The sequence below is a fragment of the Streptomyces sp. NPDC098789 genome (assembly GCF_044759975.1).
Lineage (GTDB): Bacteria > Actinomycetota > Actinomycetes > Streptomycetales > Streptomycetaceae > Streptomyces.
This window is the reverse complement of sequence record NZ_JBIWAJ010000014.1, coordinates 1-25925: the sequence shown is the minus strand read 5'-3', so window position 1 is coordinate 25925 and position 25925 is coordinate 1. Positions and strand designations below refer to the sequence as shown.

The window sequence follows — 25925 nt, the reverse complement described above, 5'->3', positions numbered from 1 at the left end:
CGCCCGTGCCTGGATAATCACACTGGGTAGCCTGTACGTTCCCCGCGGGGGAGATCAAGTATGAGGGGCTTCCGGTCGGCGCACTTCCCGGATCGGAAGCCCCGATGGGGAGGGTGAGTGCGAGCAGCGGACGCGGGTGGGCGACTCGATCGGCTGGACCTGTCGGCCGAGGCGCGGGAGGTCTTCCTGCACCTGTCGGACGGAGGGCCGCTGCCGGACCCCGGGAGCGGCCCCGCGCGCGCCCGCCAGGAGCGCGCCCTGTCCGAGTTGCTCGCGGGTGGGCTCATCGCCGATTCGCCCTTCTCCCAGGGCCGGTACGTGGTGCAGGACCTCGCGCAGGTGGAACGGTCGGTCGTACAGGCGGAGATAGGCGAGCTGCTGGGCCGGCTCCAGCGGCTCAGCCGGGTGCCCGAGGTGCTGGCGGGTCTCGCCGCGGAGGCGGGTGCCCAGCCCGTCGGGGGCATCGAAAGGCTCGCCGACAAGGGGGAGGCGAACGACGTGCTCACGCGGATGGTCGCGGGGGTCGAGGCGTGCCTGTGGAGCGCGCACCCCGTCGACCGGCCGGCGTGGAGCCTGGAGGCATCGCTGGAGCGGGACCTGGCCATCGTCCGCCGGGGTCTGGAGTACCGCACGATCTATCCGAACACGGCGCGGGCCCGCGACGCCGAGGTCAAGTGGGTGGCCGCGATGACGGACGCGGGCGCCGCGGTCCGCACGCGGGCCCCCGATTACCTCAGGATGATCGTCGTGGACAGGAAGGCCGTGATGATCGCGGCGCCGCCGGAGTTCGATGGGCGGACGGAGGCGTTCTTCATCACCCAGCCGGTCGTCGTGGCGATCGTCGTGTCGTTCTACGAGCAGCTGTGGGAGCGGTCCAGGCCGTGGCGGGGGGAGCGGCGCCAGGAGGCGGGAGAGCTGGCGACGACACCACAGATGCGCGACTTCATCCGCATGCTGCGGGAGAACCGGACCCGCTCGGAGATCGCGCGCACCCTCGGTACCAGCGAGCGGAGCCTGACCAGCCTGCTCGGCCGGATCTACCGGGCCACGGGCACGAACAACCTGGTGGCGTTGGGCGAATGGTGGGCGACGTCCCCCGACCGGGACCAGGACCTGGGGTGAGCCCGATGTGGTGCTACGGGGTGGGCCGGGGCAGACTGCCGAGGTAGCGGCCGATGACGGCGGGTACGCCCGCCTCGCGGAGCTCCACCAGGAGTTCCACCGACGCCTTCGTGTCCCGGACCCGTACGTCGTCGGGCGGCAGGCTGAAGAACGGGGCCCCGGCGGCCACGCCGAAGTGCCGGGCGAGGGCCTGCGAGGGGTCGTCGGTGAAGAACGACGGGTCCACCTGGAACATCCGGCAGATGGCCATCGTCGATTCCAGGGTGGGCTTGCTCTTCCCCGCCAGCAGGTTGTAGAGCCACACCCGGGACTTCCCGCACGACTTCGCGACGTCCCCGAGCAGGTACGGCGATCCGGACTCCGTCACCCGGGTCCTGAGCAGGTGTTCCAGCCTGCTCACGAAGGGGCAGGTCCCCGGCGGCCGGTCCAGCGGGACCCCGGCCCGCAGGTCGGCGATCTCGGCCGTCGACAGTCCGGTGGCGAGGCCGACGGCCTCGTTCGACTGCGGGGCGCCGCCGCGCGGGTGGATGTGGGCGAAGAGGAAGTTCAGGCGTTCCGCGAGCAGCGCCGCCCGCTCGTCCACGGAGTCGCTCATCGCCGCCACCTTCCTGCCGTACTGGAGCCGCTCCGGTCCCGGTTACCCGGGGATCTCCCGGCCACGCTTCCGGCAGTGCAAGTGTAGGTGCGTGCGGGTGATAACTATTGTTGACATGGCTGGGGTGCGTGGCGCAAGATCTTGGCATTGCCACCGGAGCCCCCTGTTTTCGCTACTGCGAAACAGAGCTCCGGTACGGCTGTGCGCCGCCCGACGGTTGCGGCCCCCACGGGGGAGGGTCGCATGGGGATCGGACCCTTCTGGGGTCCGGTGGCAACCCTGAAGCCGCCGGGCGGCGCACGGCTGTTCGGCGCGCAGCCCGACGGTGCGAGAGGACGGTCGGGCCGGTTTGCATGCGCAAGATCACCTCGGACGCGTCAGCATCACCCGATACGCGAAGGCGCCGCCTCGCCGTCCGTGGATCGGACGGTGAGGCGGCGCCGTCGGGACGGCGGATCCGGTCACTTGGACTGCGTGGAGACGCTCACCCCGCTGAAGTCCTGCGCGGCGGCGAGGCTGAAGTAGACCCAGCCGGCCGGCGGATTGTCGATCGTCAGGGTCTCGTCGTTGCCGGCGCGGGTGGACTTCGCCTGGTAGCCGCTGGTGGTCGCCCAGGTGGGCCCGTTGTAGTAGAGGTCGGCGTTGCCGGCGCCCCCGCTGCTCGTGATGGTCAGCTGCTTGACGCCGGCCGGCAGGTACACGAAGTGGTAGCTGTAGTTGCCGGCGGCGGCCGCGAGGTTGTCGCGGCGGCAGTTCTTGTCGAACTGGCGGGCGTCGCCGATCGTGCAGAGCGGGGTGGTCCGGGCCTCCGGAAGGGGGCCGCAGTCATCGGTCGCGCACGTCGTGGTGAGCCAGGTGTCGAAGCCGGCGTCGTAGCGGGTGCCGATGGTCTGCTTCAGGAAGGTGCGGGCGCCGTTCCAGTCGCCCGCGCGGTACTTGCCCAGCACGGTCTCGACGTCGGCCGGGTGCGCCTGGAGCATGTAGCGGACCGCCAGGTAGCCCCAGCGGTAGACCCGGTTCGAGTTGACGTCGGGGTCGGCGTCCTGGTTGTAGACGGTGTCGAACAGGTCGCTGAGCTTGTACGTCTTCTTGGGGGCCTCGGCGATCGCGGCGGCGTTGCGCTCGCCCCGGTAGCCGAAGGAGATGTTCTCGGCGATGCCCTCCACCCACCAGATGGTCGGCGTGGTGATGCCGGCGTCGAAGTCGCCGGCCATGTTGTAGCGGCCGTCGAGGTAGTGGGTGTACTCGTGGTTGAGGTTCCAGATCTGGAAGTCCGGACGCAGCCAGTCGGCCTCGTGGGCGATGAAGCGGGCCTGGTTGCCGGGGGCGGCCGGGTTGCCCTCCTCGTACATGCCGCCGTTGTCGACGTCGATGTTGTAGATGGCCCAGGCGTACAGGGAGTACTGCGTGTAGTCGTCGAAGACGACGACCTCCAGGTCGGTGTTCACGTCACCGGGGATCGGGCCCTTGTCGCCGATGACCCGGTGGAAGTAGGCGTCCTCGTTGACCAGGCTGGTACAGGTGCCGCCCAACTGCCCGGGTGACATGTCCTGGGCGCGGATCTTCAGGCCCGGGGTACAGGTGTGCTGGAGCGGCAGGATCACGGGCAGCACGCGGTCGCCCAGGTCGCAGATGGCGTAGGCCGCGCAGTTGTTCCTGTCGTACTGGCGCGTGTACCAGCCCAGGTTCATGGTGATCGGCGCGGTGGGGCCGACGTTCGGGTAGCGGTTGATCAGGTCCTTCAGCAGCGGCCGGACCCGGTCCTTGAGCTCGGGGACGTCGAGGGCGTAGCCGAGGTAGCGGCCGACGTTGCTGACGACGTCCAAGCGGTTCAGCTGCGCGCCGTTGCGCGTGATGAAGCCGGCCCAGGTGTTCAGGATGCTGGGGTCGGCCTTGAGGGCGGCCCGCCAGCCGCGGTCGTCGTTCTTCGCCTTGAAGCCGTTCTGGACGACCCACTCGACGTGCTGCATGGCGAGGTTCATCTGGCCGGGCCAGGTGGCGTCGAAGCCGGCGAGCATCCACTTGACGACGCCGGCGTAGCGGCCGGCCGCGTGGGTGCTGTCGATCAGCGTGACGACCTCGTTGAGGATCTCGCCGTTGGCGTCGGTGACGTCCTTGCTGCGCGGGGACGCGAAGAAGGCGTCCAGTGCGCCGCGCGCCGCGCCGTCGAGCGCCGAACCGTAGGGGCCCACGACGTCGGCGTTGTTGTCCTGCACGTAGTAGCCGGCGCGCAGGAACAGGACCAACTGGCCCACCGAGGCGTTGTTGTTGCCCGCGTAGCCGGCGGAGGCGTCGCGCAGCGCGTTGGCCACGGTGACCATCTGTGCTTCGCCGAAGGCCTTGCGCGCGTTCTCCCCGGTGAGGTTGAAGAGCGGGTAGGTGCAGTCGATCCGGGGGAGGGCCTTCAGCTGCTGGACCAGTGCGCCGCCCGTGGAGTTGATCACGCCGGAGAGGTCGCCGCACGCGTCTGCCGCTGCGGCGGAGGACTGCGCGCCGGGCTTGACGGGGGTGGCCGGCTTGACGGCGGGGGCGGGCGGCGGGGCGGACACCAGGGCGCTGTCCTGTGCGGAGATCCGCAACCGCGCGTTCTTGTTCGTCGCGTCGGGCGACTTGGGCACCGGGATCGACCGGGGCGCCGAGGCCGCGGCGCCGCGCGCGGTGGCGCCGGCCGCGGTGGTGCCGGCGGCGGTGGTGCCGACGGAGACGGCGGCCTGGCTCGGCGGTGTGAACAGGCCGAGCGTGATGAAGACGGCCGCGCCGAGCGCAGGAAGCCTGCGCGCGTTGGCCTTCGATATCCGGAAGGGATGCATCTGCGGGGGCCTCCGGGGCCGTTGAGGCCACGTGCTGGGTGGCACGGGCCAGGCAGTGGGCATGCTGGTTGGCATGTGACATGTAAAATTTCACATGTCGCATCCCGCCGGAAGGGTTTCGGCCAGATTCGTCGGCCACCGCAACTGAAACGTTGTCAACTACAGGCGCCGGACATGCCACTGGGAGCGGCGGTGGAACCGCCGCTCCCAGTGGAAGCCGTACGTCGTGGAGCCGGGGCGTCGTACTAGAAGTGGATGCCCAGGAACGTGCCGCGGTCCCACTCGAACTCGGTGGACTCGGTGTTGGAGTAGATCGGGCCGACGTGGTCGATGACACCGGCGAACGACGAGCCGCTGGTGCGCCCGGCGCCCTGCGAGCCGGTGCCCTGGACGAGCCCGCCACCGTCGTTGGCGAGAGCGGCGCCGGCGCCACCGAGCAGGATGCCGGCGGCGAGGACCGAGGCGGTGAGGGCAGAGCGCATACGCATGAAAACTCCCAAGGATCTCTGGAAGACGCGTCCGAGAAGCGGTCGCATCGGTCCCTTCAACGCCTCGGAACGATCACGGGAAACGGCAGCTCACCCCATTGGCGGGGGAGCGTGGGGGGCGCAGGGAGCGCGCGCCGGTGGTCGCGGCGCCATCGGATCACGCCGTGTGGGGGCGCAAGGCCATGAGGGAGCCCTCCCGGCGGGCCACCATCGCGAAGGGGAACCGGTCCAGTTCCAGGCAGAGTTGGACGTCATCGGGATGCACCCCCTCGCGGATGCCCTCCGCCAGCTCGGTGGCGGCCCGCGAGTCGGCGGCGCGGCGCAGGAACCCGGCCGCGTCCGTTTCGGCCCCGCTCGCCCGCCGGGCGATGTACTGGGCGCACGCGAGGTCCTCGTCGGCCCGCCCCTCCTCACCCGTGACCACGAACGTCACGCGGTCGCACCCGCGGGTGCGCAGGAGCCGCGCCGTCGCCTCGGCCACCACGAAGCCGGCGCACAGCACCAGTGACGCGTCCTTGACCGCGAGGGCGCCGACCGTCCCCGCCGTGGTCTTCTGCACGACGGTGCGCCCGCCGAGGTCCATGGACCGCAGCAGGCCCGGCGAATTGACGGTGTCGAACCCCGGCGCGGGCGCACCGTCCTTGAGCGCCACCCAATCCGGGTGGCGGCCCTTGTGCGCCAGGGCCTCGTCCAACGAACCGGCGAGAACGATCCGTTCGGCACCCTGACCGAAGGCCCACGCGGCCACCGTGAAGGCACGCATGACGTCGACCACGACGGCCACGGACGGGGTTTCGGTCAACTCGTCGATGGCGAGGAAGCGGGAGTCCATCCGGCCATGATCACGCACGCCCGCCCCGGAGCGCCCGGACAGTGCCGCGCATCACACGGACCCCGCCGGACGGGCGGCGGGGTCCGTGCGCTCCAGGGCGTGCGGAGCAGTTGCCCAGGCGCCCCAATTGCCAGTGCATCGCACCTGGTCAGAGCGCGTACGACGGCCGTAGCCGCAATCGGATCCGTGTGCCACGGTGAGCCGTATGGATGCGAAGCCGCAACCTCGTACGCACGACCACGACCACGGTCACGACCACCCGCACCCGCACCCGCACCCGCACCCACGCCGACTCCGGCTCGGGCACCTGGTGCGGCCGCACCGGCACGACGGGGCCGACCGGGTTGACGCGGCGATGGAGACCTCCCGCGAGGGGATGCGCACGCTGTGGGTGTCCCTCGTCGTCCTGGGGGTCACCACCGCCGTCCAGGCGGGAGTCGTCGTCCTGTCGGGCTCGGTGTCCCTGCTCGGGGACGCGATCCACAACGCCGCCGACGCCCTGACCGCCGTCCCGCTCGGGATCGCCTTCCTGCTCGGACGCAGGGCGGCGAACCGCCGCTACACCTACGGCTACGGCCGCGCCGAGGACCTGGCGGGGATCCTCATCGTGCTGACCATCGCGGCTTCCGCGGTACTCGCCGCCTGGGTCGCCGTGGACCGGCTGTTCGAGCTGCGCGACGTCACCCACCTACGGGCCGTTTCCGCTGCCGCGCTGGCCGGTTTCGTCGGCAACGAGTGGGTCGCCCGCTACCGCATCCGTACGGGCAGGCGGATCGGGTCGGCCGCACTGGTCGCCGACGGCCTGCACGCGCGCACCGACGGCTTCGCCTCCCTGGCCGTCCTGCTGGGCGCCGGCGGCGCGGCGCTCGGCTGGCGGGCGGCCGACCCCGTCATCGGCCTGCTGATCACCACCGCGATCCTGCTGGTCCTACGGGACGCCGCCCGCGAGGTCTGCCGACGCCTGATGGACGGCGTCGATCCGGCCCTGGTCGACACCGCCGAGCACACCTTGCGCGGCGTGGGGGGAGTGCTGGACGCCGGTCAGGTGCGCATGCGGTGGATCGGCCACGCGCTACGGGCCGAGGCCGACGTCGTCGTCGACGCCCGCCTGACCGTCGTGCAGGCCCACGGGGTGACCGCCGCTGCCGAACGCGCCCTGGTCCGCGCCATCCCCCGGCTCACCGCCGTGTCCCTGCGTACCTCCCACCGTTCCGCTTCCGGCCCCGGGACGGGAGCCCCGACGCACTCCGTGCGCCCCGTGCCCTTGCCAGGGAGGCCCCCCTCGTCGACGATGCTCCGCAGCGCCGTCTGGCCGGATCACACCGGTTCGGACGGGGAACCGGGGGAACCCGGAAGTCTCGGAGAACGCCACCGAGCACACCGAGCACACCGAGCACACCGAGAACGCAGGGAACAGGGGAGACAGTGACGAGGATCAGCAGGCCAGGGAAGCGCCCCGCACGGGCCGCCGCATTCGTACCGCTCTTCGTGATCGCCGGGCTCCTGCTCGGTCCGGCGGCAACGGCCACCGCGGCCGTGCCGACCGCCCGGCAGGCCTCCACCGTGGCGGCCCTCCCGCACACCGCCCCGGCGAGCGGCACCGGTGCGACGACGGGCCGGGCGACCGGCCTGCGCGCGTCGGCGTCCACCCGGGTCGAGGCCGTCACCGGTACCAAGAAGAGCAAGAAGAGCAAGAAGAAGGGTGGACTCTTCAAGAAGCTCTTGATCGGTCTGGTGGTCGTGATCGTGCTGCTCGTGATCCTGTACGGGGTCCGCCGCGCGCTGCGCGGCAGGTCCTCCTGAGCAGGGGGTGGAGCGGGGTCAGGAGGACCAGGGCAGTCGGACGGCCTCGATCTCCGTGTCGCCCAGGAGGGCCTCGATGAGCGGAACGGGTCCAGCCACCTTGGTGGCCATCAGGTCGTAGTCCGTGCACACGACCCACGAGTGGTCCTCGGCCCAGAGGTTGGAGGGACTCCAGCCGTCCTCCTCGGGGTGCTCGTACAGCACCTTGGCGTCGGCCAGGGCGCCGGCCCGCACGTGCAGGTTGTCGAAGTCCTCGGCCGCGAGCAGCAGCGGGTTGTAGTAGGCCAGGCAGCGGGCCGCCGGACCCGTCGCGCTGTGCGCGGTGAGGATCTCGACCAGGCGGTTCCAGGAGGCCCGGTCCATGCTGCCCTCGCGCGGTGACGTCACTCCGACGGGCCAGCGGCTCTGCCCGGTCGACGGGAACGAGTCGAGGTACGGCGGCGATCCCTCGGGCACCACGGGGTCCCCGGTTCGGCGGGCGAGCTCCTGCCAGCGCACCCGGTGCCAACGGGGTCCCGGCCGCTCGCCCGGGTCGCCGTCCACCACCTCCGCCGGGTCGAGGCCCGGGATGATCTCGGGGCCGCCACCCATCAGCACCGCCCGGCGGTATTCGACGTACGTCATGTCGAACGGCCCGAGTTCGTGGGCGTACATGGGGTGGAGCACCCAGGCCGCGTCGGGCAGCGGCGGTGGCATGAATCCGGTGAGCCCGTCGTCGTCGGACAGCTCCCGCAGCCAATCGACGTCCGGGCAGTCGGCGCTCGGCCATCGTGCGGTCGCCAGGGCCGCGGCGGTCAGCCGCTCGGCCCGCGCCTTCGACGTCGGGACCTCGGGGGCCATCAGTTCCCGTTCCCGGGACACGGCCTCGGCCACCGCTGAGGCCTCCGCTTCGGCCGTCGCCTCGGTCGCGCCGTCCGTCCTCGTTCTCATGGCACCATCTTGACGCACGCCGTCGACGCGCCGCAGCCGTGCCCCACCTACGGCTGGGGCACGGCTGCGGCGGTGGGACGGTCAGGAGAAGTGGCGGACGAACACGTCCGACGCGCCGTTGGTGTCGTCGGGGACGATGTCGGCGGCCGTGGACTGGAAGACCACGTCGTGCCCACCGGTGCTGACCGCGTTCGTCTCGGCCGAGGCGGGCTGGGCCGAGACGATCTCGTCGGTGCCCGCCTGCAGGTCGCGGAGCGTGAGCGACGACGGTCCGGTCGTGCCGGCCGGGGCGTACAGCAGGTAGCGGCCCGTGGGGTCGATGGCCACGCCCCGCACGTTCGGGACCGGTTGGGAGGTGGCCGAGGCCACGTCGTAGACGTAGGTGTCCGAGCCGGCGACGTAGACGACCTTGCTGCCGTCGTCGCTCAGCTGGACGAGCGAGGCCGCCACGGACGGGCCTTCGATCGGGCCGACCATGCTGTTGCCGGGCAGGTTCCGGAGGAAGACGTCCTTCGACTCGCCGTCCTGGAAGGCGACGTATCGGGCGTCACCGCTCATGGAGGGGCGGGACTCGTTGAGGTGGGGCATGTTGGAGACCACCTGCGTGGTGCCGGTCCGCGAGTCCTGGACCTCGATGGTCTGGTATTCGGACCCGCGCTGGTTGTGGAGGATGACGAGGGCCAGGTACCGCCCGTCCGCGCTGAACGAGGACTGGTTGCAGCTCCATGCGGAGCAGTTGGCGGCGATCGCCGATCCCGAGGACATCTGCTCCATGCGGACCCGGACGTTTCGCATCCACTGCAGCGCGTAGGTGACGTACCCTCCGTCGCCGCTGACCGTGACGGATCCGATGGGCGTGTAATCCGAGACCCGCCTGGTCTGGCCCGTCTGTTGGTCGCGCAGGTACGGCCTGTTCTGGGCCGACGAGGCACCGGACCCCAGGTTGGTCGCCGATGAGGTGAAGGCGACGTGCCGGCCGCTGGGCGTGATCGAGGCGGCGGTGGAGCTTCCGTTGCCCTGGGTGCCGTTGGGCGAGACGCTGATCCTCTCGACGGTGCTGGTCAGCCTGCCCGCGGCCCCCGTCGCGGGCGCGGCCGAGGCGGCTGCGGGCAGCACCGCCGTGACGGCGCAGACCGCGATCGCCGCGCTCAGGACGGTCCGTAACCGTCTGGTGGTGCTCCCGTTCGTCGTTCCCCTCATTTTCCCCCCAAGTAGGACAGGTTTCCTCCCCCGGTTCCCTACCGGAGGAACACGAGCATGCAACCGTGGCGGCGCTGTGGGGTCAATGGGGTCACATGCCCGAGAAATGTGCAGAGGTGTGGTTTCGGCCATTGTGTGAGCGGCCGGGCGCCGCTGTCGCCGCAAGGCGATCGGGGGAGTTGTCCATGCGGCGGCCTGCGGTGGTATCCGGGCGCATCCGGCGGGACCCGGACCGGCGAGCGGAGCAACAAGATCATCGGCCGTCCCAGCCCGTCCCGAAAACAACCCCGTGGACCGGTCCGTACGGGCGGGGTCAGCTGCGCTGCACCAAGTGGTGCACGGAGAAGAGGAGATGGTCCTCCCCGTGCTGGAAGCGGCTGCCGAGGGCCTCGTAACGGGCGTACTGCTCCTCGGTGAGCGGCAGATGCAGGACCTCCACGGCCCGCAGGAACAGGCGGAACCCGAGGTCGGGGTCGACCCGGGTGACGACCTGTTCCACCGCGTCCATCACCGTGGTGCCTTCCACGGGAAGGAACTCACGGCTGATCTTCGAGCCCGCGGCCGGGCGTGTCATGTCCCGGATCTCCCGCAGGACGGCGTCCGCGCCATCGGTACGTGTGGTCGGCGTCGCCGGGAGGTAGGTGGGTGCGATCTTGCCCAGGTGCTCCTCGCACACCTCCACGACCTGCTCCAGCCACTGCCTGCCACCGACGCCGCACGCGTCGATGTTGTAGCCCCGGTTCGTTGCCGCCAACCACAGCACGGTGATCGTGCCGTCGGACAGAGGCGAGTCGAGCATCCGGCGGGTGTCCTCCCACACGATGGCCGCCTCGGAGCCCGGTGGGCGCTCGTAGCCGTCGCGCGTCGCGGCGTCTTCGAGGGCCGCACGGGGGGTGCGGTAGTGCCATCCCGCAGTGAACAGCCTGGCGAGTCCGGAGAGTCCGAAGTCCTCGGTGATCCCCTGCCGGGCGGTGCTGATCGGTGGCCAGATGATGTCGAGGCCGTCGTGAACGACGGCCGGTGGAAAGCCGAACTCCCACCCCAGCGCCTGCAGGCGGCGGTACCGCTCGTGTGGCACGGGCACGGAATGCGTCTTGATCGCGCGGAGGAACAGCCGCATGCCGAGGTCACCGTCGCCGCCGGTCACCACCTGTTCCAGCGCGTCGACGAGGTCCGGTGACGCCGAAGCGGCTGCGAGGGCCGGGGCGGTGGCGCGTATCTCCGCCACGACCGCCCGGCACGCGAACGCGTCCCGCACCGGTCTCACCGGCGGCGGGGTGTAGGAGCGCTCGTTCCGCCGGAGTCGTGCCGTGGAGACCTCCGAGACCGCCTCCAGCCACCCACGGCTGCTCATGCCGTGGTCGCCCGGATCGAACGCGTGCCCCGAGGCGGCCAGCCACACGGTGGAAAGGACTTGCTCCGGAAGCTCGGAAGCCAGCAGCCGGCGCGCGTCCTCGCCCAGCTCTACGGCCTCGTCCCCTTCGGACCGGTCGGCGAGCTCCTCCGCGTGCCCGATCGCGGCGGCCGGGCCGGTGGTGCCGGAGCCGCAGCGAGCGAGGCGTTCGGTCAGGGCGGTCAGCCCGAAATCCTCGCCGTGGCCGAGCTGGTAGTACACGCGAGGTTCCTGGGTCACGGAGCCACCCCTGTGGGGAAGGAGGTCGAGATGTCGAGCAGGACGATCCGGAACCAGGGGCCCCGTCGCAGGAGCGGCCTGTCATCACGCGCACGATCGGAAGCAGTCTGTCACCAGGCGCACGAGGGTGACGGCCGGGGGTGTCGTCGCTCCCGTCCACCTGGGCGGGTCGACCCGAACCACGCGCTCGACGCGACGGTGTCGTGGTGGTCGGGCCTCGTCGATCACCCCTCCCGGCGGCACTCCGCGTGAGAAGGTCGTCGCACGGCGTGGCGAACAAGTGCCGCACGGAGGAAGAGGGTTGCAAGGGTGTCCGCAGTGGACGTGGTGCGCGAGTCGGCCGGCGCTGGCCGGGTGGTCCTCTTCGAGGAGTCGGCGCGGGACGGGGCGCAGGCCAAGACGCTGATGAGCGCCCCCTTCCGGGTCCGGCTGGCCAGGGAACAAGGAGCGGTCTTCGGGGCGGACGGCCCACGGCACGTGGTCTTCGCGGCGGGCTTCCCCTCGGTGTGCGCGCAGGAGTTCGAAGCGACCCGGCAGGTCGCCCTGGAAGCACAGGAGTCGGTCAGTCCGGCCGCGATCTGCCGCGGCACGCAGGCCGACGTGCGGCTCGCCCTGAGCGCGGTGCGCGGTGCGCAGCACGCCCGGGTGATGGTGATCGTGGCGGCTTCGGAGGCGACCGCACACGCCCTCGTGCACACCGGCGCCCGCCAGGCGCTGGAACAGGGCCTGGCGGTGGTCAAGGAAGCGGTGCACCGGGCCGACGGCGTCGCCGTGGACGTGTGCCTGGTGGACGCCCCCCGCGCCGACCCCGCCCTGGTGGCCGAGTACGCCGGGGCGATGACGGCCCACGGCGCGGGTACGGTCGTCCTTGCCGACACGGTCGGCGACCTGCTGCCCGACCGCACGCGGGCCCTGTTCGAGCGCGTCGCCGCGGGCGCGGGACCGGACACCGTCCTCGTCTCGCACCTGCACAACGACCTCGGTCTCGCCCTGGCCAACACCCTGGCGGCGCTGGCGAGCGGGGTCCGCGTGGCGGCCTGCTCCTGGCTGGGCATGGCCGAGCGCAGCGGCATGGTGGCCACCGAGCAGCTGCTCTTCCTGCTCGGCCACGACCCGGGCAAGGCCGAGCAGGTCCTGGGGCGCGGGGCCGAGCCGTGGTGGACCGCGCCCGACCTGACCCGGTTGCCGGGGATCGCCCGGATGGTGTCGGCGCAGACCGGTGTTCCGCTGACGGTCACCACCCCCGTCGTGGGAACGGGCGTCGCCACGATCTCCACGGGCACGCCCTTCACGCACCCGCAGACCTTCCAGCCCTACGACCCCCAGCAGCACCTCGGCCTGGCCCCGACCGTGGTCCTGACCCACCTGGCCAGCCGGCGCGTGCTGCGAGCCGTCGCCGAACGGCTCGGGCACCGGCTGGATCCCGCACAGACGCGCACCGCGCTCGACTGGGTCAAGGACCGCGCCTACCGGAGCGGCCGGGCCGTCATCGCCGACGCCGACTTCGCCGCCTACCTCGACGGCCTCACCGCCACCGCGCAGCGGCTCTGACGCCCCGTGCGCGGGAACGTATCGCCGCCGCCCCCCCGCACACCGAGTGCGCCCCTCGAACGGACGGGACCATGACCGAACGACTCCGACCCGCTGGAGGCTCCGTGGGACGCCCCTCAGGACGCCCCGCCACAGGCCCCGCTCAAGGCTCCGTTGGACACCGGCTCCGCCTTCGAGGCGCTGGGGCGCGGGCGCGCGGCGGTCCTGCCCAACCCGAGCCCGCTCACCTACGTCGTCGCCGCCACCACGCCCGGCGCCGTCAACCGGGCCAAGGGCCGACCGGCCGACCAGGAGGTCGCCCTGTGGGTCCACGCCGACGCCGTCTGGAACGCCCTGGCCCCGGCCCTGTACCTCTCGCCGGCGGCCCGGGGCGGTGCGCTGGACCTGCTGCGCGCCGAACTCGTCACCCTGCTGGTGCCGGTGAGCGCCGACGCCCCCTGCCCCGCTTGGGCCGGGCCCGCGCTGCGCGACGGCCACCTGCTGCTCTTCGGCGCCCGTTGGCAGCCCTTGGCCCTCTTGCTGGAAGGTTTCCCCCGGCTGTACGTGAGCAGCGCCAATCGCACCGGCGGGCCACCGGCCGCCACCGCCGCGGAGGCGAGGGCCATGTTCGGGCCGGGTGTGGCGGTCGTCGACGGCGATGCCCTGCGGGAGTCGGGCACGACCCACGCCGCGACCACCATGCTGCGCATCTCCCGCGACGGCGAGCTGGCCCACGTACGGGGCGGTGCGCAGGACCGGGCCCACGGCTCCCACCCGGCGCTCTACCTCGAACGACTGAGCGCCGCGGAGGCCTGACCCGGCCCCCGGAGCCCCCTGATGTCAGTGCCGGAGCTTAGGTTCTCCCCATGGGAATCTACGTGTGCGGCGTCGGCTCCGACGATTGGTCGGACGAAGAGGTGCTCGGGCCGACCGCGCGGGCACTCGCCGCCGAGCTCCGCCGGCGGGGCCTCGACCCCTGCCCGCAGCCGTCCCCGCGTCCGCGCTCCGGAGCGTCGTTCGAAGAGAAGCTGAACAGGCCGCTGGGCACCTTCGAGGACCTGTGCCGGCAGGATCCGGCCGGCGAGGAGTGCTACGACGCGCTCCTGGGCTGGGACCTGCTCGTCCCGGTCGCCTTCGACGGCGCCTTCGAGCTGCCGGTCCCGTCGCCGTACGACGACGTCACCACCGTCCGCAGCGCGCACGCCGCGCGCGCGGCGGCCCAGCGCCTGTCCGACCGGATCGCGCTGCCCCCGCAGGTCCCCCGGCACGGCGGCAACCTCGCCCTCACCAACTGGTTCGACGGCCCGGCGGTCGCCGACGCGGCCGCCACCCACCCCGGCCCCTGGTCGCGGGCCACGGACGCCGCGTTCCACGCGGCCCTGTACCTGGGGGCCGCCGAGCACGCGATCCGCCACAGCTGCCCCATGCATTACGTCTGATGACCCTTCGGGAGTCGAGGGAGCCGAGGGAGTGGGTGATGCAGGCGGACAACCACTCACTAAATCGGTCACCACATGATCTGAAATGGACAACTGCGAAAGTTCTGCCCGGCAAGTGATGCCCCGCTGGCACGATGTCGGCGACTCGCCGTGGCCGGTTTTCGGTGAGCATGCGAGGGACGCGCCTGTCGTCTGCGGGGGTGGTTGACGCCGACGGCCGGACGCGTCTTGTGTGACCGCGCCACAGCCGGTTCCCGGGGGCCTCCGCTTCCCGCCGTCGTGCCGCGGCCTTCGAGGGGGGAACCATCGTGTCAACGAGCACCCTGTTACGCCCGCACCGCTTCCGCGGCCGACGCCGCACGGCGCTGGTCGCCGCCTTCGCTCTCGCCGCGACCGGCCTGTCCGCCCTGGCCGCCACACCGGCGGCCGCGGTGGACGGGCCGACCCTGATCGCCACCGTGCCCGTGGGCGCGAGCCCCGAGAACCTGACGGTGGCACCGGACGGCAAGCACGTCTACGTCAGCAACGCCGGTGTCTTCGGGGGCAATCCCGGCAACACCGTCACCGTGGTGAACACCGCCACCAACACCGTCGGCGCCACCATCCCCGTCGGCAACGGCCCGACCGCGCTCGCGGTCACCCCCGACAGCGCGCGCCTGTACGTCGTCAACCGCGGCGCGGCCACGGTCAACGTCGTCGACACCGCCACCAACACGGTGACGACCACCATCGGCGGGCTCGGCGACCCGAAGTCGGTGGCGGTCAACCCGGCCGGCACCCGGGCCTACGTCGTCGATTCCAGCGGCTCCAACGGGTCGGTCCGCGTCATCGACACCGCCACCAACACCGTCGCGGCGTCGGTCCCGGTCGGTCCGTTCCCGCGCGACGTCGCCTTCAGCCCCGACGGCGCCCGCGCCTACGTCTCCAACGTCGGCAACAGCACGCTGGGCGTCATCGACACCGCGAGCCTCACGGTGACCGGGAACGTCGCGCTGGGCGCGCAGCCGTACGCGCTCACGGTCAACCCCGTGAGCGGAGCGGTGTACGCCAGTCACGGCGCCGGCGACTCCGTCTCCGTGGTGGACCCGGCCACGCTCACCGTCACCACGACGATCACCACCGGCGCCAACCCGGGCGGCGCGGCGGTCAGTTCGGATGGCGCGACCGCGTACGTGCCCAACATCGGCAGCAACACCCTGTCGCTGATCGACACCGCGACGAACACCGTCACCAAGAACGCGTCGGTCGGGGGCGGCCCCGTCGACGCCGGGGTGAGCCCGGACGGCAACCTGGTCTACGTCGTCAACAACGGCAGTGAAACCCTCGCCGTGCTGAGCGTGGGCACGGCAGTGCCCGCCGTGACCGGCATCAGCCCCTCCTCCGGCCCGACAACGGGCGGCGCCGCCGTCACGGTCACCGGCGCCAACCTGGCCGGCGCCACCGCCGTCACCTTCGGTTCCACCCCCGCCACCGGCGTCAACTGCACCGCGACCACCTGCACCGTCACCGCTCCCGCCCACGCGGCCGACACCGTCGACGTACGGGTCACCACCCCCGGCGGCACCAGCGCGGTGAGCCCGGCCACCCGGTACACCTACCTCGCGCCGCCCGCGGACATCGACGTCAACCTCACCACGCAGCCCCAACTGGGCATCCTGCTGCCCTACCTGACCTACACCCTCACCGCGCACAACACCGGCCCGGGCGCCGTCACCTCCGCGACCCTGACCGCCACCCTGCCGGCCGGCGCCTCGGCCACGCACCTCTCCGCCGGATGCACGAGCGCCGGCGCCACGGTCACCTGCACCTACGGGACCATCGCCAACAACGCGAGCGCGAGCAAGACCTTCCGCGTCCCGCTGCACCTGCTGACCCTCGGCCCGGTCAAGGTCACCGGCGCGCGCACCGCCTCCGCGCCCACCGACCCGAACCGCGCAAACGACACCGCGAGCGTCACCTGCACCGCCCTCTCCATCATCCTGGTCACCTGCCCTTGATCCATTCCGGGCGGAGTTCCGCCCCGTAGGAACGCCTGATCGTCGATGATCGTGGCGGAGCCGGTCGCACACCGCGGCCGGCATCGTCATGGTCGGGGGAGACGATGGAGTTCCGCGTGCTGGGGCCGGTCGAAGTCGTGCGCGAGGGGCGGCCCTTGGCGCTGGGCGGTCGCAAGCCGCGGACCCTGCTCGCCGCCCTGCTCCTGGCCCGTGGACGCGTCGTGTCCGTGGACCGCCTCGTCGAGCAGGTGTGGGGCGACGATCCGCCGTCCACCGCCTGCACGCTCGTGCAGGCGTACGTCTCGTCGCTGCGCCGCGCGCTGGCGGTGGACGGACTCCTGGAGACCCACCCTCCCGGCTACGCCCTGCGCGTACCCGCCGAAGGCCTCGACCTCGCGCTGTTCGAGGACCGCGCCGCGCGGGGCCGGGAGGCGCTGCTGGCCGGAGACCCGGAACGCGCCGCCGGTCTGTTGCGCGGGGCACTCGGCCTGTGGCGCGGCTCCGCCCTGGACGGGACGGGACCGGCGCTGCGGGGCGAGGCGCAGCACCTGGCCGGGCTACGGCTGACGGCCCTGGAGGCCCGTACCGCCGCGGACCTGGCCCTGGGACGGGGAGCCGAGCTCGTGGGGGAGCTCTTCTCGCTGATCGCCGAGGCGCCCCTGCGGGAGCGCTTCCGGGCCCAGCTGATGAGCGCCCTCCACCGCTCCGGGCGCCAGGCCGACGCCCTCACCGTCTATCACGAGGGACGCCGGCTCCTCGCCGCCGAACGGGGCGTCGATCCCGGCCCCGACCTGCGGCGCGCGTACGACGCGATCCTGCGCGGCGAGCCCGACGCGCGGCACCCTCCCGACGGCCCCGCGCGGCGATCGGGGCCCGCGCCGACGCGCCCGACGGTCCCGGACGAACCCGTCCCACCGCCCGCCCAACTACCCGCGGCCGTCCGTGGTTTCGTGGGGCGGGAGCGGGAAGTCGGCGCACTCGTCGAGGGGCTGGGCGCCGACGACCCCGTGTGGCTGGTGTCCGGCAGCGGGGGAGTGGGCAAGTCCGCGCTCGCGCTCCACGCCGCACACCGGTCGGCCCGGGCCTACCCCGACGGCCAGTTGTACGTCGACCTGCGCGGCACCCTGGGCCCGTCGGTCCCGCCGGGCGAAGTCATCGGCGGCTTCCTGCGCGCCCTCGGCACACCGGACGCGGCGGTCCCCGACGGGCTCGACGCCCGGACGGCCCTGCTGCGCACCGCCCTGGACGGCAAGCGGTTGCTGCTCGTGCTCGACGACGCCCTCGACGAGTCCCAGATCGGACCGCTGCTGCCGGGGAACCCTGACTGCGGGGTGGTGATCACCAGCCGGAACCGGCTGGCGGGCCTCGCCGGACCCCGTCGGATCGAGCTGGGCGTCCTCAGCGACGCCACTGCCGTGGAGCTGCTGGCGGGCACCGCCGGGCCGGACCGGATCGCCGCCGAGCCGGACGCGGCCGCGGAGGTGGTCCGGCTGTGCGGGAACCTGCCGCTCGCGGTCCGGATCGCCGGAGCCCGGCTCGCCACCCGCAAGCACTGGGGTGTCGCGACCCTGGTGGAGCGCCTGGCCGACGAACGGCGCCGCCTGGACGAACTGCGGGCCGGCGACCTGGAAGTGCGCTCCTGCTTCCACCTCAGCTTCCGCACCCTCGATCAGCGGGCCCGTACGGCCTTCGCGCGCCTGGGCCTCATCGGCGTGCCGGAATTCGCCGGATGGGTGCTCGCGCTGCTGCTCGACGTGTCGGAACGGGAGGCGGAGACGGTCTGTGAGCGCCTCGTGGACGCCCGACTCCTGGAACCGCTCGCCCCTGATGCCGGGGCCGCGGCCCACCACCCGCCCGGCCCGGCCCACCACCCGCCCGCCCCGCTGCCGTCGTCGCCGGGCACCGGATCCGCAGCCGTGGCGCCGCCGCCCCGCTACCGGCTCCACGACCTGCTGCGCCTCTACGCCCGCGAACAGGCCGAGGCCACCCTCACCGAGCCCGAGCGGGCAGCCGCCGTGGCACGACTGCTCGACGGATGGTTCGCGCTCGTCAGCTGCGCGGCCGACGCCCAACCGTCCGGCGCCGTACTGCCGCACGCCGCGCGACCACGCTTCCCGCTCGCCCTCCGGCAGGCGACGGCCGTGGCGTCCGCCGACCCGCTGGGTTGGTTCAGGGCGGAGGAGACGGCGCTCGTGGCCGCGGTGGAGCGGGCGGCGGCCCTCGGACTGGACGAGGCGGCCTGCCGGTTGGCCACCGCGCTCTCCGCCTCGGCGTTCGCCGTCGGCAACCGCTTCGACGCATGGGACCGCGTGCACGCGACCGCCCTGGCGGCCGCCCGGGCCGCGGGGAACTCCGGCGCGGAAGCCGCGGTCCTGACGGGCCTCGGGCAGTTGCGCTACGAAGAGGACCGGTACACCGACGCGGAGCGCTACTTCCACCAGGCCCTGCCCCTCCTGGAGTCCGCCGCGGACGCCCGCGGCGTGGCCGCCGCGCTGTCCGGTCTGGGCTCCGTGAACAGGGAACGAGGACGCTTCGCCGCCGCGCGCGAGCAACTGACCCGCGCCCTGCGCACGTTCACCGCCCTGGCAGACCACGCGGGAATCGGACACACGGCCCGGCTGGCCGCCTCCGTGCACCTGGAGGAGGGCGCCTATCCGGCCGCCCACGAACTCCTCGCCGCGTCCCTCGTGGCCTACCGGCGGATCGGCAGCGTCCGCGGGGAGGCGCTCGCCCTGCGCACGCAAGGCCTGGTGCACCGGGCCGCCGGGGACTACCGCGCGGCGGCCGACCTGTGCGCCGAGGCGGGCGACATGTTCCGGCTGCTCGGCGACCGGCTCATGGTCGCCTACGCGGACCAGGCCCTGGTCAAGGCGCGGATCCGGCTCGCCGAGACCCGTGGCGCCGCGGACGTGCTGGCCGCCGCCCTGCGCGTGTGCGTCGACCACCGCGACCCGCTCGGCGAGGGACTGGTACTGCGCACGACGGGCGAACTGGCGCTCCTCGAAGGCGACTTCGCCGCGGCCGAAGAGCACCTCGTCGCAGCCATGCGCATCTGGGAGGGGCTGGACCTGCCGCTCTTCCGCGCCCGCGCGCAGCGCGACCTGGCCGACGTACACGAGGCCACCGGCCATCACGCGGCGGCGGCCCGGACGCGCGCGCAGGCCCTCCTGGTGTTCGCCGAGTTCGGCGCGCGCGAGTACGCAGAGCTCTCGCACCGCAGCGCCCCGCCCGCCGCGGCGTCAATTCCATTTACTGGAAAGCTCTTTGAGCTTTCTTGATCACTCCGTGTCCCCGGCATGAACCGTTCCTGACAAGAGTGGCGCGGTAGTGCGCGGTGTACACCGGCCCGTCCGTGTACAGCCCGCGACCACCTCCATCTCACCGCAGGGGATGACATGAGAAGTACCCGCACGCGGCGCCGCACCCTGGGCGCCATCGCAGCGACACTACCGCTGCTCACCGGCGCGTTCGCCCTGGCGGCTCCGTCCGCGCAGGCCGCCGGTCCGGTCCCGGGAGGCAGGGTGGCCCTGGAGGGCACCCAGCCCGCCTGGGCCACCGCCTCGGCCGACCAGGGCGCGGCGGCGCCCTCCACGAAGGTGAACGCCCGGGTGTACCTGGCAGGGCGGGACGCGAAGGGGCTCGGCGCGTACGCCGCGGCCGTTTCGGACCCGCACTCCGCCACCTACGGCAACTACCTGAGTCCCGCCCAGGCGCAACAGCGCTTCGGCGCGACCGCCGACCAGATCGGAGCCGTCACCCACTGGCTCCAGCAGGCGGGCCTCTCCGTCACCGGCTCGAACCAGCACTACATATCGGTCTCCGGCGACGCGTCGGCGGCGGAGAAGGCGTTCGCCACCCAACTGCACGACTACCGCAAGGGCGGCAAGACCTACCGGGCCCCCTCGAAGGCCGCTTCGGCCCCCGGGGACCTCGCCGGCGCCGTCCTCACCGTGACGGGCCTGGACAACGCGCCGCACACCTCCACGCACCAGGACACCCTGCCGGGCCCCGGCGCCGGCTTCCGCAACGCCGGCCCCTCCTCCAGCTACTTCGGGTCGAACGTGGCCAAGACGCTCCCCGACGCCTACGGCACGAAGATCCCGTACGCGGTCAAGGGGTACACGGGCCAGCAGCTGCGGGCGGCCTACGGCGCGGGCGGGTACACCGGCCAGGGCGTGACCGTGGCCATCACGGACGCCTACGCCTCGCCGACCATCGCCCAGGACGCGCAGAAGTACGCCCAGCGCAACGGCGACAAGCCCTACCGGGCCGGGCAGCTGCGCCAGGTCGTGCCCGCCGAGTACACGGCGACCGAGGAGTGCGACGCGTCCGGCTGGTACGGCGAGGAGACCCTCGACGTCGAGGCCGTGCACGCCGTCGCCCCGGACGCGAACGTCGTGTACGTCGCCGGCGCCTCGTGCAACGACCCCGACCTCCTCGACGCGCTGAACAAGGTCGTCGACAGCCGGCTGGCCGACATCGTCTCCAACTCGTGGGGCGACGTCGAGGCGAACGAGACCCCGGACATCGCGGCGGCCTACGACCAGACGTTCAAGTTCGGGGCCATCGAGGGCATCGGCTTCTAGTTCTCCTCCGGTGACAACGGGGACGAGGTCGCCAACACGGGCAAGAAGCAGGTCGACACCCCGGCGAACTCGGCCTGGGTGACCGCCGTGGGCGGCACCTCCCTGGCCGTGGGCAAGGGCAACACCTACCAGTTCGAGACGGGTTGGGGCACCCTGAAGGCCCCGCTGAGCGCCGACGGCGCCAGTTGGACGGGCTTCCCCGGCGGGTACACGAGCGGTGCCGGTGGCGGCACGAGCGCGACCGTCGCCCAACCCGGCTACCAGCGCGGCGTCGTACCCGATGCGCTCGCCAGGGCGAACGGCGCCGCCCGGATGCGCACCGTCCCGGACATCGCCGCCATCGCGGACCCCAACACCGGCTTCCTCGTCGGGCAGACGCAGTCCTGGCCCGACGGCTCGGTCTCGTACGACGAGTACCGCATCGGCGGCACCTCGCTCGCCGCGCCGGTGATCGCCGCGGTGCAGGCGCTCGCGCAGCAGGCCCGCCACCGGCCGATCGGCTTCGCGAACCCCGCGATCTACTCCCGGTACGGCACCCCGCTGTACCACGACGTCACGGATCACCCGCTGGGCAGGAACCATGACCTCGCCGTCGCCCGGGTCGACTTCGCGAACAGCGTCGACGCCTCGGCCGGCCTGGTGACCTCGGCCCGCAGCCTGGGCAAGGACAGCTCGCTGGCCGCGGTGAGCGGGTACGACGTGGTGACGGGAGTCGGTTCGCCGGGCGCGGGCTACGTCTCCTCGTACCGCAGGTAGCCCTTCGTCGTCGTGGCGTCGTGGCGTCGCGCCGCCGCGCCGACCGTCGAGCGGCCGGGGGAGGGGCCGCGGGTCGGTCCGTGACCTGGCTCCGGCCGGCTCGTTTCTCCCACGTGACGCTTGACGACCTGTACACCAGCATCGTGTCCGAGGAGATCGAGTCCTCGGCCGAACCCGAACGCCTACCGCTCCTCACCCGGGCGGAGGCCGACCTCGCACTCGCCGTCCTCGACGTCGTCGCGGACGGGCCCATGGACGACGAGGTACGGGCCACCGCCCGGGCCCTGCGGTCCCGACTGGGCCTGCGGCTGTGCACGGAGGGGCCGCACGCGCACCCCGCAGGCGTGTGGCCCACCCCGGCTTGACCTCGGACCAGGTCGAGGGAGGAGGATTGGATCATGAACATCGAGCCGACCGACACCGGGAACGCCCCGACCGCCGCCAGCCCGACCGACCACCGCCCCGACCGTTGGTCCGGTGAACTGCTCGACCTCGACGCCTACACGGCCCGGATCGGTTACGACGGTCCCCGTGAGCCCACCCTCGCGGTCCTGCACGACCTCCAGCGCGCCCACACCACCGGCATCCCCTTCGAGAACGTCCACGCCGTCCTCGGCCGGGACCTGCCGCTCGACCTCCCCTCCGTCGAGGCGCGCCTCGTCCGGGACCGTCGCGGCGGCTACTGCTTCGAGCACGTGCTCCTCTTCGCCGCCGCCGTGGAACGCCTCGGCTTCCACGTCACCGGCATGATCGGGCGGGTCAGCCTCGGCGCGCCCAAGGTCCTCCCCGCCACCCACGGCCTGCTCGCCGTGACCGCGCCCGACGACGACCGCACGTGGCTGTGCGACGTCGGCTTCGGCGCCGGTCCGCTCGGACCCATCGAGCTCGCGGACGGGGCCCGCGTCGCGTACGACGGCTGGCAGCACCGGTTGGAGCGCCGGCCCGGCGCGCACGGCATCGACCAGTGGTGGCTGTACCAGACCGCTCCCGGTGCGTCCGGCCCGGACAAGGACCCCGAGCGGGTCCCGACCCCCTGGATCGACCGGCACACCTTCACCCTCACCGCCCAGTACCCGATCGACTACGTCGTCGGCAGCCACTTCGTGGGCACGCACGCGCGCTCGCCGTTCGTCCGTCGGCTGTTCGCCCAGCGCATGACCCCGGCGGCCCACCACAGCCTGGACGACCTGACCCTCGTCACGACTCGCCCCGACGGGACGAGCACCACCGAGTCGATCGCCCCCGAGGCCCTGGACGGGACCCTGCGGGAGGTCTTCGGGATCGCCCTCACGGCGGAGGAGCTCCGCGAGATCGCCGCCCGCCGAACGGCCGCCGCGACGTCCGAGGCCTGAGGCCTGACCTGCGAAAGTGTGCGATTTGATACCGTAGCCGGGTCATTTCCCGGAGGAGCGCCGGTCGACCGGCGGTCCTCCGGGGCGCCCGGTCCTCGACTACAGAAACATGCGTGAATGAGCGACAAGCTGCCTCCGTGTCCGAAGTGCTCCAGCGAGTACACCTACGAGATGAACGCTCTGATGGTGTGCCCGGAGTGCGGCCACGAATGGGTGCCCGCCGAGGGAGCCGAAGGCGCTGACGGCGCGGTCGGGGCCGTGGGGGAACGGGTCGTCAAGGACGCCGTCGGCAACGTGCTGAGCGACGGCGACAGCGTGACGGTCGTCAAGGCCCTGAAGGTCAAGGGCAGCGCCTCGGGCATCAAGGCGGGCACCAAGGTCCGCAACATCCGGCTGATCGACGGCGTCGACGGCCACGACATCGACTGCCGGATCGAGGGCTTCGGCGCGATGCAGCTGAAGTCGAGCGTGGTCAAGAAGGCATGACTGTCCGGCCCCTGACCGTCCGGCCCCTGACCGTCCGACCACTGCGTGGGCGCCGCCGTCCCGTATGACATTTGTACCGTCGAGGACGGGATGCGCGGCCCTGTCGGACCGACCGCCGCCTTCCGTAGCCTCGAAGGCATGGTGAAAACACATGAGATCGGACGCGACGACTCCTGGGAGGGAGTGGTCACCCGCACGTCCCGCGGCATGCTCGACGGCTCGAACATGTACCACTTCGTCGAGCTCCGCCTCGCGGACGGCGCATCGGTGAAGGTCCGGATCGACCGTCGGCTCTGGAAGGCGCTCGCGGTCGGCGACCGGCTCGTCAAGCGCCCCGGCGCCGACCCGTACAAGGCGTAACCTCACCTCCACGGGCGCGCCCGCGGCTCAGGGCCCGCCCGGCTCGGCCGCCGATACGCACGAAGGAGAAGACGCTGAACAGCTCCGGCGCGGTGACCCCGAACGCGAAGAGTCCAGAGGTCTGGCGCACGGAGCGCGAGATGCTCAACCGCTCCCGGTTCGAGCTGACGCAGCGCGCCGTGGCCGGTGTTCCCGAGGCCCTGCGCGTCGCCGGAACGCCCCTGCTGGCCCGGCCCGAGTGGATACCGGATCGGCCGGTGCTCCTGGACGACGTCCAGCTGGAGTGGGTCGAGGAGGCCGCCCCGGCGCCGATCACGGGGCGGGAGGCGTCCGCGCGGGCGTCGTTGCCGATGGCGGGGGGCGGGGTGGCGTTCGAGCGGTACGCGGACGCGGTGGAGGCGTTGGCCCGTCCCCGGCTGTACGAGAACCGGCAGTGCTACCGCCTCCTGGACGTCGACCACGATCCGGCCGGTGCCCCGCGGCTGCGCTTCGGCCGGGGCAGCTACTTCGACGTCATCGACATCTGCGAGGCGTCGGCGCACGAGTTCGCGGCCGCTGCCGCCCAGGCCGGTCCCGGTGGCGCGGTGCCGGCGGTCGCCACGCCGTTCCGGGCGGAGATCGCGGACCCGATGGACCTCGTGCGCCGGTCGGTGGTGCCGGGGATCAGCACCCTCACGATCCGGCACGACGCCGAGGCCGGTACGGCGAGCTTCGTACTGCACTGGCGGGACCCGGCGAAGGTGGCCACCGGCGGCGGCCTCTACCAGGTGATGCCGGTCGGGATGTTCCAGCCGTCGGCGGACGCCCCCTGGAACGAGGCGAACGACTTCGACCTGTGGCGCTCCATCGCCCGTGAGCTGAGCGAGGAGCTGCTCGGCTCGTCGGAGGACCACGGCAGCGGGACCCGCGCGATCGACTACGACGGGTGGCCGTTCTACGCCGCGCTGCGGGAGGCGCGCCGTGCGGGTACGGCGCGGGTGTTCTGGCTCGGCCTGGGCATGGACGCGTTGACCTTCGTCTGCGACCTGCTCACGGTAGTCGTCCTCGATGCCGCCGTCTTCGACGGGCTGTTCCCCGAGCTGGCGTCCACAAACGAGGAGGGGCACCGCGTGGTGGACGCCGAGGACGACACGGGACGCTCGGTCGGCGTCCCGTTCCGCGCCGACCACGTGGAGCGCCTGACGGAGCGCGAACACATGCAGCCCGCCGGCGCCGCCCTGCTCCGCCTGGCATGGCGACACCGCGAGACGCTGCTCCCCTGAGAGCGGGGCGAGCCGGCGCACCGTGCGGTTCGTCCGGTAGGACACGGTCCTCGGTCCGGGCGCCTGGCGGTGCCCGGTATCGGGGGGTGTGGGGCGCTTGGCTAGGGTGAACACACGTACGGGAGTTGACTGACCGACAGCTTCCCGGCGTGTCATCGAAGGAGCGTCACCAGCTGTGAAGAAGATCAAGGCCGCCATTCTCGCGTTCGCCACCGTGGCCGGACTCGCCGTCGCCGCCGCGCCGGCCCAGGCCGCCCCGTGCACTACCGGGGGCGCCCAGTACATCTGCGAGTACGGCGTCACCAACCACGCGCTTCCGGGCGACCAGCGGGAACAGTTCCTGGTCGGCACCGATTACGCGGTGTGGACCCGCTGGACCACCAACGGGCAGTGGTCCGGCTGGTACTCCCTCGGGGGAACCGTCTGGAGCAAGATCAGCATCAGGGAGCAGAACGACATCGCCCCCAACGCGATCTGGATCTACGCCAAGGGCTCCAACACCCAGACCTGGGGCCGGCTCCGCACCGCTCCCGGCGCGAACTGGAGCGGATGGGACTGCCTCAGCTGCGCCGACCGCTGAGTCCTTCCCCGTCGCACCAGTCGATGGTGCTGGGGTGGGGGGCGAGGTTCCTCCTCCTGGAGCTCGCGACCTAGGCAGTGTCTGATGGCTCTTTGGTGAGGTCGCGGAGCCAGATGACGATGGCGGCGGTGGCCAGGGTGCCGTTGAAGATGTAGTCGCGTTTG

General features: G+C 72.3%; 21 protein-coding genes and 1 pseudogene. 15 read left to right on the top strand and 7 right to left on the bottom strand.

Going from position 1 to position 25925, the window contains the following annotated elements; genetic code table 11:
- The first annotated feature begins 117 nt into the window (after positions 1-117).
- A complete protein-coding gene (locus ACIQWR_RS26035) occupies positions 118-1122 on the top strand; it encodes a hypothetical protein (RefSeq protein ID WP_404013964.1) in 1005 nt (334 codons plus the stop codon).
- A 13-nt stretch (positions 1123-1135) separates the two neighbouring features.
- Here ACIQWR_RS26035 and ACIQWR_RS26030 read toward each other — a convergent pair whose 3' ends face one another.
- The 4 genes from ACIQWR_RS26030 to ACIQWR_RS26015 form a co-directional block, all read right to left on the bottom strand.
- On the bottom strand, positions 1136-1717 hold the full coding sequence (locus ACIQWR_RS26030) for a hypothetical protein (RefSeq protein ID WP_404013962.1): 582 nt from the start codon (positions 1715-1717) through the stop codon (positions 1136-1138).
- Between the two features lie 461 nt (positions 1718-2178).
- Positions 2179-4527 carry a collagenase gene (locus ACIQWR_RS26025; RefSeq protein WP_404013961.1) on the bottom strand — a complete coding sequence of 783 codons (2349 nt, stop codon included), beginning with the start codon at positions 4525-4527 and terminating at the stop codon, positions 2179-2181.
- A 245-nt stretch (positions 4528-4772) separates the two neighbouring features.
- Positions 4773-5015, bottom strand: a complete 243-nt coding sequence (locus ACIQWR_RS26020) for a hypothetical protein (protein ID WP_404013958.1) — start codon at positions 5013-5015, stop codon at positions 4773-4775.
- A gap of 157 nt (positions 5016-5172) precedes the next feature.
- A complete protein-coding gene (locus tag ACIQWR_RS26015; RefSeq protein ID WP_404013956.1) occupies positions 5173-5847 on the bottom strand; it encodes a 2-phosphosulfolactate phosphatase in 675 nt (224 codons plus the stop codon).
- A gap of 205 nt (positions 5848-6052) precedes the next feature.
- Between ACIQWR_RS26015 and ACIQWR_RS26010 the strand changes: the two genes are divergently transcribed.
- Together ACIQWR_RS26010 and ACIQWR_RS26005 are read left to right on the top strand one after the other, a co-directional pair.
- Positions 6053-7276: a cation diffusion facilitator family transporter gene (locus ACIQWR_RS26010; RefSeq protein ID WP_404013953.1), complete on the top strand. Its 1224-nt coding sequence runs from the start codon at positions 6053-6055 to the stop codon at positions 7274-7276.
- Positions 7273-7650: a hypothetical protein gene (locus ACIQWR_RS26005; protein WP_404013951.1), complete on the top strand. Its 378-nt coding sequence runs from the start codon at positions 7273-7275 to the stop codon at positions 7648-7650. Before ACIQWR_RS26010 ends, ACIQWR_RS26005 begins: the two co-directional genes overlap by 4 nt.
- An 18-nt stretch (positions 7651-7668) precedes the next feature.
- Here the strand turns inward: ACIQWR_RS26005 and ACIQWR_RS26000 are convergent, their stop codons facing one another.
- The 3 genes from ACIQWR_RS26000 to ACIQWR_RS25990 form a co-directional block, all read right to left on the bottom strand.
- On the bottom strand, positions 7669-8580 hold the full coding sequence (locus tag ACIQWR_RS26000; protein ID WP_404013949.1) for a hypothetical protein: 912 nt from the start codon (positions 8578-8580) through the stop codon (positions 7669-7671).
- Between the two features lie 81 nt (positions 8581-8661).
- A complete protein-coding gene (locus ACIQWR_RS25995) occupies positions 8662-9780 on the bottom strand; it encodes a hypothetical protein (protein ID WP_404013946.1) in 1119 nt (372 codons plus the stop codon).
- Between the two features lie 313 nt (positions 9781-10093).
- Entirely contained in the window at positions 10094-11413 is a 1320-nt protein-coding gene (locus ACIQWR_RS25990) for a hypothetical protein (RefSeq protein WP_404013943.1), read from the bottom strand.
- A gap of 309 nt (positions 11414-11722) precedes the next feature.
- Here ACIQWR_RS25990 and ACIQWR_RS25985 point away from each other — a divergent pair, with 309 nt between their 5' ends.
- From ACIQWR_RS25985 to ACIQWR_RS25930, 12 genes and pseudogenes are all read left to right on the top strand, one after another.
- Entirely contained in the window at positions 11723-12964 is a 1242-nt protein-coding gene (locus ACIQWR_RS25985) for a 2-isopropylmalate synthase (protein ID WP_404013941.1), read from the top strand.
- Between the two features lie 153 nt (positions 12965-13117).
- Complete coding sequence (locus ACIQWR_RS25980; protein ID WP_404013938.1) at positions 13118-13759, top strand: hypothetical protein; 642 nt, start codon at positions 13118-13120, stop codon at positions 13757-13759.
- Between the two features lie 50 nt (positions 13760-13809).
- Positions 13810-14382, top strand: coding sequence for a hypothetical protein (locus ACIQWR_RS25975; RefSeq protein WP_404013936.1), 573 nt, complete (start codon positions 13810-13812; stop codon positions 14380-14382).
- A gap of 308 nt (positions 14383-14690) precedes the next feature.
- Entirely contained in the window at positions 14691-16379 is a 1689-nt protein-coding gene (locus tag ACIQWR_RS25970) for an IPT/TIG domain-containing protein (protein WP_404013933.1), read from the top strand.
- Positions 16380-16483: 104 nt separating this feature from the next.
- Complete coding sequence (locus ACIQWR_RS25965; RefSeq protein WP_404013931.1) at positions 16484-19657, top strand: AfsR/SARP family transcriptional regulator; 3174 nt, start codon at positions 16484-16486, stop codon at positions 19655-19657.
- Between the two features lie 117 nt (positions 19658-19774).
- Positions 19775-21721 (top strand): annotated as a pseudogene (locus tag ACIQWR_RS25960) (protease pro-enzyme activation domain-containing protein).
- A 113-nt stretch (positions 21722-21834) separates the two neighbouring features.
- Positions 21835-22086 carry a hypothetical protein gene (locus ACIQWR_RS25955; RefSeq protein WP_404013928.1) on the top strand — a complete coding sequence of 84 codons (252 nt, stop codon included), beginning with the start codon at positions 21835-21837 and terminating at the stop codon, positions 22084-22086.
- Between the two features lie 33 nt (positions 22087-22119).
- The gene (locus ACIQWR_RS25950) at positions 22120-23073 is read left to right on the top strand and encodes an arylamine N-acetyltransferase (RefSeq protein ID WP_404013925.1); all 954 of its coding nucleotides are present in this window, start codon (positions 22120-22122) and stop codon (positions 23071-23073) included.
- 117 nt (positions 23074-23190) lie between these two features.
- Positions 23191-23559, top strand: a complete 369-nt coding sequence (locus ACIQWR_RS25945; protein WP_404013922.1) for a zinc ribbon domain-containing protein YjdM — start codon at positions 23191-23193, stop codon at positions 23557-23559.
- Between the two features lie 138 nt (positions 23560-23697).
- A complete protein-coding gene (locus tag ACIQWR_RS25940) occupies positions 23698-23919 on the top strand; it encodes a hypothetical protein (protein WP_404013919.1) in 222 nt (73 codons plus the stop codon).
- A 140-nt stretch (positions 23920-24059) separates the two neighbouring features.
- Entirely contained in the window at positions 24060-25181 is a 1122-nt protein-coding gene (locus tag ACIQWR_RS25935) for an XRE family transcriptional regulator (protein WP_404013916.1), read from the top strand.
- Positions 25182-25356: 175 nt separating this feature from the next.
- A complete protein-coding gene (locus ACIQWR_RS25930; RefSeq protein WP_404013913.1) occupies positions 25357-25761 on the top strand; it encodes a hypothetical protein in 405 nt (134 codons plus the stop codon).
- The last annotated feature ends 164 nt before the right edge of the window (positions 25762-25925 follow it).